This is a genomic window from Brevundimonas sp. (genome assembly GCF_035626535.1).
Lineage (GTDB): Bacteria > Pseudomonadota > Alphaproteobacteria > Caulobacterales > Caulobacteraceae > Brevundimonas.
In genome coordinates this window covers 1-11,283 of the sequence record NZ_DASPNO010000051.1, presented here as the reverse complement: position 1 = coordinate 11,283, position 11,283 = coordinate 1, and the positions used below count along the sequence as shown (strand labels likewise).

Genomic DNA, 11,283 nt, shown 5'->3' with positions numbered 1-11,283 from the left:
GCGCTCGAGGAAGAACATGCCCAGCCACGCCGCCGCCGCAGTCGGCCCCACCGCCAGCGTGCCGTGGTTGCGCAGCAGCATCAGGTTCTTGTCGCCCAGGTCGGCGACGATGCGCTCGCGCTCGTCGAGGTTCAGCGCGATGCCCTCGTAGTCGTGGTAGGAGAGGCTCGGCAGCACCAGCAGGGCGTGCTGGGACAGGGGCAGCAGCCCCTCCTTCTGGGCCGACACGGCCACGCCCTGGTCGGTGTGCAGGTGCATCACGAAGTGGGCGTCCTCGCGCGCGGCGTGGACGGCCGAGTGGATGGTGAAGCCCGCCGGATTGATGAAGTTTGCGGTCTCCTGGACGACCCTGCCCTCGAGGTCGACCTTGATCAGCGACGAGGCGGTGATCTCCTCGAAGAACCAGCCGTACGGGTTGATCAGGAAGTGGTGCTCGGGCCCCGGCACGCGCGCCGACAGGTGGGTGAAGATCATGTCGTCCCACCCGTGCAACGCCACGGCGCGATAGAGGGCGGCGAGGTCGACCCGCGCCTGCCATTCGGCCTCGCTGACCTTGCCCTTCATCGAGACCAGGGTTCCGTCGGCCATGTCAGCCTCCTCGAGCGGTTCACCGGACCGTCGCGCCCTCAGTGAACGGCGTCAAGTTGCCGAGCGGAATCCGGCGCTGACCGACCGGCATACCGGCAGAACCGCGCCGGATCCGGGCCGTTTCGGGCGATTTCGGGTGATTTGGCGGCTTATCGGCGGTGAGAATCAGCCGGCATGGCCACCGTTTCGGATTTAGAATCCGGTCGTTACACCGAATCTCCTGCAGTCCCACAGGAACTTTCGGGAGTTTTTCCGTCCCGCCTTCGGCTCACCGGGCCTCTTTCATTCCTCGTTAAGCTTGTTTTCACCCGGCGCAGTCGATGGTCGATCCGGGATTGGGCACGGAGAGAACCCTTGGGCGCCGCGGTTCGGGCACAGGATCTGATCAGCCTCGCGCACAGCCGCCAGGCCGGCGATCGCGAGCGCCTGCTGCTGGCCGTCACCGACCTTTGCGACGGCTCGCCGGACTCTCGCCGCCCCGAGGTCCAGAGCCTGCTCGACAACGTCTTCATGGCCCTGGTCGTCGAGGCCGAGCGCGATATCCGCAGGGCGCTGGCCGAGCGCCTCGCCGAGGCCGACTGGGCGCCCAAGGCGCTGGTCAATGTGCTGGCGCTGGACGAGATCGACATCGCCCGCCCGATCATCGCCAAGAGCCCGCTGCTGCGGGACCAGGACCTTATCCGCCTGCTCATCGAGGCGACCATCGAGCACCAGATCGAGGTGGCCCGGCGTCCTGCGCTCAGCGCCCGGGTCGTCGACGCCGTGATCGACCGGGCCGAGCCCGCCGTGCTCACCGCCCTGGTGGGCAACCCGTCCGCCGAGATCACCGAGGGCGGCATGCGCCGGCTGGTGGAGAGCTCGCGCCGCATCGCCGCCCTGCGCTCGCCGCTGGCCCGCCACCCGAAGCTGACGCGACTACTGGCCGAGCAGCTCTACGGCTGGGTGGGCCAGGCCCTGCGCACCGCCATCGCCGACCGCTTCCGCATCGACTCCGACGCCCTCGACCAAGCCATCGCCGAAGCCGTCAGGGCGGCCCAGTCCGGCCAGTCGGGGGAGGAGCGGCAGGTGTTGCTCAGCCGCGACGGCGAGCGCGAGGAGATGGAGCGAAGGCTCATCGCCAAGCTGGAAGCCGCCGGGCAGCTGCGCCCCGGGTACCTCGTCCGCGCGCTGAAGGAGCGCAAGCTCAGCCTGTTCGAAAACGCCCTGGCGGCGCTGGGCGGATTTTCGATCACCGACGTGCGCTCCGCCATCGACGCCCCCTCGCCCGAACCGCTGGCTCTGGCCTGCGCCGCGGTCGGCATCGACCGGGTGGTGTTCCCCACCGTGCTGTCGCTGGTGCGCGAGCTGAACGCCGGGCGGCCCTACGGCAGCGAAGCCGGCCGCGCCATCCTCAGCGCGTTCGGGACGCCGGTCGGTGTCGCCGCCGACCACTTTCGACAGGCCATCGCCGGCGGCGCATCGGCTCGCGTTTGACAAGCGGCCGGTTCGACTGTCGAACCTAGGTCGATGAGCCCCGATCGCCCCTTGCGCCTCTGCTTCACGGCCAGCGACCGGCCGCAAGCCCAGCTCGCGCGCGAAACCCTGACCCGCCTCTACGGCGACCACCCGCCCGAGGCGTGCGACGTGGTGGTGGCGTTGGGCGGGGACGGGCTCATGCTGGAGACCCTGCACAAGCACCTCGACCAGGACAAGCCGATCTACGGCATGAACCGCGGCTCGGTCGGCTTCCTGATGAACGACTATAATGAAGAGGGTTTGCAGGAGCGGCTGGCGACGGCGGGGCGGGCCGTCATCCACCCGCTGCAGATGGACGCCTGGGCCGAGGGCGACGAGCTTCAGAGCGGTCTCGCGATCAATGAGGTTTCGCTGCTGCGCCAGACCCGGCAGAGCGCCAAGCTGCGCATCACCGTGGACGACCGCGTGCGACTGGAGGAACTGTCCTGCGACGGCTGTCTGGTCGCCACGGCGGCGGGCTCGACCGCCTACAACCTGTCGGCCCATGGTCCGATCATCCCGCTGGACGCTCGGGTGCTGGCCCTGACGCCGATCAGCGCCTTCCGCCCCCGGCGCTGGCGCGGCGCCCTGCTGCCCCACACGGCCAAGGTCTGTTTCGAAGTCCTCGAGCCCGACAAGCGCCCGGTCAGCGCCACGGCCGACAGTTTTGAGGTGCGTCGGGTTAGTCGGGTCGAGGTGCGGGAGCGCCGGGACATCGCCCTCACCATGCTCTTCGACGCCGGCCGATCCTTCGAGGAGCGGGTGCTGGCGGAGCAGTTCGCCTCCTGACGGCGTGCACCGGTTCTTAAGTCTGTCCTGTCATCATGTGGGAGGTTCGTCTTCAGGAGCTCGCCGGTGAGCAATTCCGCCCAGGTCATCCGCCCGCCCAACACCCTGCGCCTCAAGGTCGGCGGGGCGTTCGGCGGCATCGACGCCAGCGCGATCGCCAAGGCCGAAGAGGCCCTGAAGGCAATGTCCTCGCAGTTCGGCCAATGGCTCCAGGACGAGATCGTCAAGCTGGACAAGGCGCAGAACGATATCCGCAGCGAGGGCTATAACGCCCAGACCGCGGAGGCGCTGTATTTCCGCGCCCACGACCTGAAGGGTCTCGGCGCCACCTACCAGTATCCGCTGGTCACCCGGCTGGCCGGGTCGCTGTGCAAGATGATGGATGACCCGGCCAAGAGGATGGCCGCGCCGCGGGTGCTCATCGACGCCCACATCGACGCCATCAAGGCGGTGGTCCGGGACCAGATCCAGACCGACGACCATCCGACCGGCCGGGCCTTGGCCGAGTCGCTCGAGGCGGGCGTCGCCGACCACCTCGGCTGAAAACATCCATCAGATCGTCTGAAACGCCCGCCTCCCGGCGGGCGTTTTCAGTTTCGGATTTACGCGGCGGCTACGCCGATCGCCGGGCGGGCCGGCATGGGATCCTGGTCCAGCCGCTCCATCAGATAGGCGAGGTCTTCCCGCGGTGCGTTCGGACGCTGGGTCAGGAAGCGCTGCAGCATCTGCTGGCGGAAGTCGTCGCCGGCGGTGTCCGCGCCCTCGGCCTGCAGCGCCCGCCAGGTGTCCACGCCGGCCCGGAAGGCCTGAAACAGCCGGGGCGGCAGTCCGGCGCGGTCGTAGATGGCCTTCAGCCCCAGCGGTCCGGCGTCATGAATCATCAGCCACGCCCGCGGATGCGGAGTCCCGGCCAACTCGGCGAGACCATACTCGAACAGCGCCATCTGGCCTCGGGCCAAGGCCCGCAACAGCAACGAGCCGGTCAAGGCCTTGCGGGCGTTGAGCCCGGCCGTGAAGGCCGCCAGATCTGCGTGATTCGAGGCCTGATCGACCAGATCGACCGTGGCCCGTTCGCGGGCGAAGGCGGCAAGGCGGATGGCGGTCTCCGGCGCCACGGCGTGGCGCGTGACCAGATGCTCGCGCACCGCGTCCGACGCCAGCTCGACCAGCCGTTCGGTCACCGACAGCGGCAGGACCTGGCGGTAGGCGATGGCGGCGACGATCTCGGGCGAGGTTCCGAAGCGGTCCACGCACCGTCCCAGCGCCGCCTCGGCGATGTCGGCGTTGTCATTGGCGGCGAGGGTCCGCACGGCCTGTTCGCAGCCCAGCTCCGCCACCGCCGTCGCCACGTCACGACCGACGGCCGGCCGTCCGGCGACGGCGACCTGACGAAGGGCGGAGCCGGCCTGAACGATCTCGATCAGGTCCTCGTCGGTGAAGGCGGGCGAGAAGTTGATCAACGGGAGGGCGACGCTGTCGACGTCGGCCGCAAGGGCCCGGGCCACATCGCGAGGAATCAGATCCGAGGACTTCAGGGTGACGGCCATGGCGCGGCGCACAAGCTCAACCGCATCATGGGCCAGCATCCGCAGAATCTTCTGCGCGGCCTCGCGCTCCTCCTCCGTCAGCTCCGCCTTGTCCATGCTGCGGCACAGCTTGTGCGCGGCGGCGGCCCGCTCATCGTCGTCGCTCGCCTTGATCAGGCGGTGGATGTCGGTCTCGGTAAGGCGGGCGCGGTAGGCAGTCATGATGGGCGCTCTGGGTCAGGCGTTGCCGGTCAGCATTGGCCGGTCATCCCTAACGGGCGGTTTACCATCGCCGGATTCGCGATCAGACGCTCGAACTGGCTTCCGGCGCGAAGGCCCCGCCGAAACCGCCGCCCTTGCCGTCGCCGTCCTGTCCCAGCAGTAGCGCGAGCAGGCTTTGGTCTTGCTTCAACCGGTCCAGCCGGGCGGCCAGCATCTGGTCGCGCTCCGAGAGTGACGGCGCGGCGGGCGTGGAGCCGGCTGCGGCGGCCGGCGCGCCCTCCCCCGCATGGCGCTGAAGATTGGCGTGCACCTCCGCGATCGTGGCGGGCCGGCCGTCGCGGTAGAAGATCGAACGGTTGGCGGAGGCCGCCTGGGGGAAGATCGCGGCCGCGCTCATGCCGGGCCAGCGCTCCACGGCTTCCATCAGTTGGGCTGCGCCGGCCGGACCGAGGAAATGCGCCGCATACAGGTCGCCCGCGCCGGGCTCACGTCCCGTCCGCCCGCGCAGATACGCCGCGTTGGACGCGGTCAGTTCCGCCGCCATGGTAGAGGCGGCCTGCGGATCGAACCTCAAATCCAGCACGACGTTGCGCGCCGAGCCGTCGACCCGCCAGCGCCCGTCGGAGCCCCGGTGAATGAGGTCGGCGTACTGGCCGTAGCCGTGCTTGGCGCCGTGGGCCTTCACGGTCCCCAGCCAGGTCTGCTCGATGAACTGGAACAGCCCGGCCGCCGACGATGTCCGCGCCCGCGCCGCCGGATTCATTGCGCTCTCGCGCCGCGCCGTCTTGATCAGAAAATCGGCGTCCACGCCCGTCGCGCTCGAGGCGCGCCGGATCGCCGCCTCGACCCCGCCAGAGGATGGAATCGCTCCGATGTTCATACCCACGAGGCTGTGGGTTCGTGGTTAATCAATTCCTAACAACACCGGGGCCGTCCACAGACCCTTAACCTTTGCCGCAGGCTCCACGGGCTGATGTCGGATTCATGGCGAAGCTCGCCCAAAACTTGCCCCAACGGAAGCGCTCAACTTGACCGTGGGACGCTGCGGGGGCGGCGAACGACAGGGATGACGGCCATGATGATCAGAACCGCGGGCGGCCCCGGACTGGTGAGCCCCTTCGACTACAATGAGCGCAAGACCCCCCGCTTCACCCGTACGACGTGGATCGCCGTGGCGGTCGTGGCCGCCGGCCATGTGGGGCTCGGCGCACTGATGTATTACCAGCGCTTCGAGATGCCTCTGCCGGACGAGACGACCGCTTCCCCGTTCGACATCACCATGATCCCCCCGCCCAGGCCCAAGCCGCCGGAGCCGGCGCCGGCGCCTGAACAGCCCGTGCCGCCGAACACCCGGGTCAACGAACTCCCCGCGCAGCCGACCAACACCGAAGTGGTCCACGTGGTGCAGGGCGAGACGGTCGCCGAGGGAAACACCATCACCACCGCCGATCCGGTCCCCGAGCCCGTCAGGGACGCGACGCCGACCGACGTGAGGCCGCAGCCCCCGGCCGTGATCACCAATCCGCGCTGGGAGCGCCAGCCTTCGGCGGACCAGCTGATGCGCGCCTATCCCGATCGCGCCCTGGAGAGGGGGATCGGAGGTCTGGCGACGCTGAACTGTCTGGTGCAGCCCAACGGCCGGGTCGCGGATTGCCGCCTGACCAATGAGACTCCGGGCAACCAGGGCTTCGGGCGGGCGGCGCAGGGACTGACGCGGCATTTCCAGATCAGCCCACGCACGGTCGACGGAGCCGCGGTGGGGTCGCGGGTCAACATCGCCATCCGCTTCACCCCGCCCCCGGCGGATTGATCAGCCGAACCTGAGCGGGTCGAGGGCCGCGGCGTCCGCAATGGCCGGGTGGCCCTCGATCCCGTCGGCCACGATCGCGGCGACCAGCGGACCGAGCAGCCATCCGTTGCGGCGCGGCGCGAGCGCCAGGAACAGGCCCGGCGGGCCTGAGGCGCCCGCCAGCGGCAGACCGTCGGCGACCGCGCCCCGGACGCCGACCCGGGTCGCTCCGGCTTCGCCTTCGACGCCGAGCAGGGCGAGACCGGCGGCCACCTTGATGCGCGCTTCTTCCGGATCGGGATCGAGGTCGCGGCGGCCGGGCTCCATGGTCGCTCCGACGACCACCCCGCCGGCGACCGGCGCGACATAGACACCGGGCGCGCGGACGACCCGCCCCGGTCCCTCGACCATGACCTGGGTCAGCTGGCCGCGGATCGGCTGGATCGATTCAACGAGGCCGGCGACCATCGGCGGCAGGCCGGGCGTGGCGGGAGCCGCGCCGGTGGCCAGAACGATCGACGGGGCGAACCAGGTGCGGCCGTCCTCGGCCTCGACGCGCCAGCGTCGGGCGTCGCCGGCGAGACGGGCGACCCGCGCCCTCACGGTACTGAGCCCCGGCGTGCGGGACAGGACGGTGAGGGCCGCGCCGGGGTCGATGCGCCAGTCGTCGGGGGTGAGCAGGCCTGTTCGCGTGGCCCTGGCCTCGAACCCGAGTTCGCGCAGGCGCTCAATGGCCGCCGCGGCGTCCGGACCCCGCCACTCGGCGCCTTCGCGGTGCAGGGTCAGGCCGTGTGCTTTGGCGAAGGCGGGCCACAGGTCGCGGGCGCGCTTCAGGAAGCCGGCCTGTTCGGGCGTCAGGTCCTCGAGCAGGGATTCCAACGCCGGGGCGAGCATGCCGGCGGCGACCGAGGAGGCGTTGGGACCGCCCGGGTCGACCACGGTCACCGCATGGCCCCGCCCCGCCAGCTCCGCGGCTGTGCAGAGACCGAGCACGCCGGCGCCGATGACGATCACATCCGGGGAAGAAGCCACGGGCGATCAGATCGACCGCCCGGGCCCGGAATGCAAGGCGCTATTGCTCGCCGCGCGTCCCCGCCTTCGCGGGGCTGACATGGCTCGCTGCCCTGGCGCGGCTACTCGGCGGCGATGGCGGCGGCGCGGGTTTCCTCGATCCGCGCGGTCAGAGCGGCGTGCTGGTCCCACAGAGCCTGCGGCAGACGGTCGCCAAACATCCGGTAGAAGTTCGGGATCAGCGCGGCTTCCTCGGCCCAGACCTCGGCATCGACGTCGAGCAGGGTCGCCAGATCGGCCTCGGAGAGGTTCAGGCCGGACAGGTCGAGCGAGTCGCGAGCCGGAACCCGGCCGACGGGCGTGTCGACCGCTTCGGCCTCGCCGTCGAGCCGTTCGGCGATCCACTTCAGCACGCGGGCGTTGTCGCCGAAGCCGGGCCAGACGAACTTGCCGTCGTCGTTCTTGCGGAACCAGTTAACGAAGTAGAGGCGGGGCAGCTTCGAGGCGTCGGTGCGGTCTTTCATCGACAGCCAGTGGGCGAAGTAGTCGCCCATGTTGTAGCCGCAGAACGGCAGCATGGCGAAGGGATCGCGGCGCAACTCGCCCACCTTGTTCTCGGCGGCGGCGGTGCCTTCCGAGGCGACCGATGAGCCCATGAACACCCCGTGGTCCCAGTCATAGGCTTCGGTGACCAGCGGCACGGCGGAGGCGCGGCGGCCGCCGAACAGGATGGCCGAGATCGGCACGCCCTTCGGGTCTTCCCACTCGGGCGCGATGGCCGGGCACTGGCCGGCGGGGGCGGCGAAGCGGGCGTTCGGATGGGCGGCGGGCTCGCCCGACGACGGGTCGTGCGGCTGGCCCTTCCAGTTGGTCAGCCCCTCGGGCGCTTCCTTCGTCAGGCCTTCCCACCAGACATCGCCGTCGGCGGTCAGGGCGGTGTTGGTGAAGACCGTGTTGGTGGCCAGGGTCGCAAGCGCGTTGCCGTTGGTGTTGCGGCTGGTGCCCGGGGCGACGCCGAAGAAGCCGGCTTCCGGGTTGACGGCGTAGAGGCGGCCGTCGTCGCCGATGCGCATCCAGGCGATGTCGTCGCCGATCGTCTCGGCCTTCCAGCCCGGCAGGGTCGGCTGGAGCATGGCCAGGTTGGTCTTGCCGCAGGCCGACGGGAAGGCGGCGGCGACGTATTTGGCCCGGCCCTTCGGATCGGTCAGCTTGAGGATCAGCATGTGCTCGGCCAGCCAGCCCTCGTCGCGGGCCATGATCGAGGCGATGCGCAGGGCGTAGCACTTCTTCCCGAGCAGGGCGTTGCCGCCGTAGCCGGAGCCGTAGGACCAGATCTCGCGCGTCTCGGGGAAGTGGACGATCCACTTCTCCTCGTTGCAGGGCCACGGCACGTCGGCCTGGCCCTCTGCCAGCGGGGCGCCCAGGGTGTGGACGGCGGGGACGAAGACGCCGTCGGAGCCGAGCACGTCCAGCGCCGGCTTGCCCATACGGGTCATGATGCCCATCGAGACAGCGACGTAGCCGCTGTCGGTGATCTCGACGCCGAGGGCCGAAATCTTCGAGCCGAGCGGGCCCATGGAGAAGGGCACGACATACATGGTGCGGCCGGACATGCAGCCGTCGAACAGGCCGTTAAGGCGGGTCCGCATCTCCACCGGATCGGCCCAGTTGTTGGTCGGGCCGGCGTCGATCTCGTTGGCCGGGCAGATGAAGGTGCGGCTCTCGACGCGGGCGACGTCCTTGGGGTCCGACGCGGCGTAGTAGCAGCCGGGGCGCTTCGTCTGATCCAGTTCCTTCAGCGTGCCCTTCGCGATCAGGTCGGCGACGATGGCCGTCTTCTCGGCCTGCGAGCCGTCGCACCAGTGGACGCGGGCGGGCCTGGTCAGGGCGGCGATCTGCTCGACCCAGGCGACGAGGCCAGCGTGGGCGGTCGGGGCCGGGTGAAGGCCCGGGATGGCGGATGCGGTCACGCGAACTCTCCTGAACGTGGCCCGGCGATCTGACGCCGCCGTGGCGCTCCCTGCGTGTGATCACGCAATGTTTCAGCGGAGATGGCATTGAAGCGGACGCGAGGTCAACCGCTGCAAGTTTCAACCTCTTGCGAGGCGCCGCCGCCGCTCCGGCTGCATAATTCCGGTCGCGGCGGGCGGCGGCGCGGGGTATCGGAGCCGCCATGCAGACCATGGATTCCATCACGACGGCTCCCGGAGGCGCCCTCGCCTCGCCCGCCGCGGCGCGGAACCGGGAGCCGATTCTGCAGGTGCTGAAAGCCCATTTGCCGGCGCGGGGCCGGGTCCTCGAGATCGCCGCCGGGTCGGGCGAGCATGCGGTGGCCTTCGCGAGCGCCCTGCCGGGGCTGGAGTGGACACCCAGCGACCCGTCGGCCGAGGCGCGGACCAGCATCGCGGCCTGGGCGGGGGTGGCGGGCCTGCCCAATCTGCGGCCGCCGCTGGCGCTGGACATGCTGGACGAGGCGAGCTGGCCGAAAGGGCCGTTCAACGCGGTGGTCTGCATCAACATGATTCACATCAGCCCATGGGCGGCGACGGAGGGGCTGATGAAGCTGGCGGGGCGGGTGCTGCCGGTCGGGGGGCTGCTGGCGACCTACGGGCCCTATCTCGAGGCCGAGGTTCCGCTGGCGCCGTCGAACGCGGCCTTCGACGGGAGCCTGAGAGCGCGGAACCCGGACTGGGGGCTGCGGGACCGCGACGAGGTCGCGGCGGCGGCGAAGGCCGAGGGGCTGGCCCTGACCCGGCGGGTCGGCATGCCGGCCAACAATCTGATGCTGCTGTTCCGGCGGGTGACCGCATGACGGCCCTTCTCCCGTCATCCTTGGACTTGATCCGGGGACCAGAGGCGCCGCCCGCTCGTGGCCTGAGAGTCTTGCCGCGGCGAGAACGGCATTTGCCCTTCGCCGACGCTGCGACGGGACGTCTGATCCTCGGGTCGAGCCCGAGGATGACGGCGGTAGAGGGAGCAGGCGCATGAGCCTGTCCAGGACTTACGACGGCGCCGAGCCGGTGCGGCTGAACAAGTTCATGGGCCAGTCCGGCATCTGCTCGCGGCGCGAGGCCGACACCCTGATCGCCGGGGGACTGGTGTCGGTCGACGGCGAGGTGGTCACCGACGCTGGTCGCAAGCTGCAGCCGGGGCAGACCCTGACGCTGAACGAGCGGGCGACGGCGGCGCTGGCCGAGGGCGTGACCATCGTGATGCACAAGCCGGTCGGCTACGTTTCGGGCCAGCCGGAGCCGGGCAAGGTCCCGGCGGTGAGGCTGCTGACGGAGGCCAACCGCGTCGGCGAAGGCCCGGTCCCGGCCGAGGACGCCTCCCTGCCCCCGATCGGGCGGCTGGACGAGGATTCGCGCGGCCTGCTGCTGCTGTCGTCGGACGGAGTCGTCGCCAAGGCGGTGATCGGCCCTGAGTCCGATCTGGACAAGGAGTATCTGGTCCGGGTGACCGGCGACATCACCGAGAAGAAGCTCAGGATCCTGCGCCACGGCCTGATGCTGGACGGGCGGCAATTGAGGCCCGCCTACGTCAGCCGGATGGAGTCGCACCGGCTGAAATTCGTCCTGCGCGAGGGCCGCAACCGGCAGATCCGGCGGATGTGCGAGATGGTCGATCTGGAGGTCACGGACCTGATCCGGGTGCGCATCGGTCCGCTGAAGCTGGACAACCTGCCGGAAGGCAGGTGGCGGATGCTGACAGCGAACGAGCGGGCGGCGCTGGTCGGGGGCGCCGACTCCAAAAATTAGGTGTGGCAGAGTCGGCAGAGTCGGCATGACCGAAATTCGGTGTGGCAGAGTCGGCAGAGTCGGCAAAGCGTCGGTTCGAGACTGTTCTGGATTCGGTTGTCAAAGA

11 protein-coding genes are annotated in these 11,283 nt (G+C 69.9%); 6 read left to right on the top strand and 5 right to left on the bottom strand.

Annotated elements, in window-relative coordinates; translation table 11 throughout:
* Positions 1 to 588, bottom strand: a 588-nt coding sequence (locus tag VEC04_RS07175) for a class II aldolase/adducin family protein (RefSeq protein WP_324775293.1), incomplete at its 3' end; no start/stop codon positions are given.
* Between the two features lie 354 nt (positions 589 to 942).
* Here VEC04_RS07175 and VEC04_RS07170 point away from each other — a divergent pair.
* From VEC04_RS07170 to VEC04_RS07160, 3 genes are all read left to right on the top strand, one after another.
* Positions 943 to 2,061, top strand: coding sequence for a DUF2336 domain-containing protein (locus VEC04_RS07170; protein WP_324775291.1), 1,119 nt, complete (start codon positions 943 to 945; stop codon positions 2,059 to 2,061).
* Between the two features lie 33 nt (positions 2,062 to 2,094).
* Positions 2,095 to 2,871, top strand: a complete 777-nt coding sequence (locus VEC04_RS07165) for an NAD kinase (RefSeq protein WP_324775288.1) — start codon at positions 2,095 to 2,097, stop codon at positions 2,869 to 2,871.
* A 66-nt stretch (positions 2,872 to 2,937) separates the two neighbouring features.
* A complete protein-coding gene (locus VEC04_RS07160) occupies positions 2,938 to 3,414 on the top strand; it encodes an Hpt domain-containing protein (RefSeq protein WP_324775286.1) in 477 nt (158 codons plus the stop codon).
* 59 nt (positions 3,415 to 3,473) lie between these two features.
* Here VEC04_RS07160 and VEC04_RS07155 read toward each other — a convergent pair whose 3' ends face one another.
* Positions 3,474 to 4,619, bottom strand: a complete 1,146-nt coding sequence (locus VEC04_RS07155; RefSeq protein WP_324775284.1) for a DUF2336 domain-containing protein — start codon at positions 4,617 to 4,619, stop codon at positions 3,474 to 3,476.
* 82 nt (positions 4,620 to 4,701) lie between these two features.
* Positions 4,702 to 5,499: a transglycosylase SLT domain-containing protein gene (locus VEC04_RS07150; protein WP_324775295.1), complete on the bottom strand. Its 798-nt coding sequence runs from the start codon at positions 5,497 to 5,499 to the stop codon at positions 4,702 to 4,704.
* A 195-nt stretch (positions 5,500 to 5,694) separates the two neighbouring features.
* Here VEC04_RS07150 and VEC04_RS07145 point away from each other — a divergent pair, with 195 nt between their 5' ends.
* Positions 5,695 to 6,429 (top strand): TonB family protein, encoded by a 735-nt coding sequence (locus VEC04_RS07145; protein ID WP_324775282.1) that lies wholly within the window; start codon positions 5,695 to 5,697, stop codon positions 6,427 to 6,429.
* Here VEC04_RS07145 and VEC04_RS07140 read toward each other — a convergent pair whose 3' ends face one another.
* The gene (locus VEC04_RS07140) at positions 6,430 to 7,440 is read right to left on the bottom strand and encodes an FAD-dependent oxidoreductase (RefSeq protein ID WP_324775280.1); all 1,011 of its coding nucleotides are present in this window, start codon (positions 7,438 to 7,440) and stop codon (positions 6,430 to 6,432) included.
* 101 nt (positions 7,441 to 7,541) lie between these two features.
* The gene (locus tag VEC04_RS07135) at positions 7,542 to 9,389 is read right to left on the bottom strand and encodes a phosphoenolpyruvate carboxykinase (GTP) (protein ID WP_324775278.1); all 1,848 of its coding nucleotides are present in this window, start codon (positions 9,387 to 9,389) and stop codon (positions 7,542 to 7,544) included.
* A gap of 203 nt (positions 9,390 to 9,592) precedes the next feature.
* On the opposite strand from VEC04_RS07135, the gene VEC04_RS07130 reads away from it, so the two are divergent.
* Positions 9,593 to 10,231, top strand: coding sequence for a DUF938 domain-containing protein (locus VEC04_RS07130; protein ID WP_324775276.1), 639 nt, complete (start codon positions 9,593 to 9,595; stop codon positions 10,229 to 10,231).
* Positions 10,232 to 10,403: 172 nt separating this feature from the next.
* The gene (locus tag VEC04_RS07125) at positions 10,404 to 11,177 is read left to right on the top strand and encodes a pseudouridine synthase (protein WP_324775274.1); all 774 of its coding nucleotides are present in this window, start codon (positions 10,404 to 10,406) and stop codon (positions 11,175 to 11,177) included.
* The last annotated feature ends 106 nt before the right edge of the window (positions 11,178 to 11,283 follow it).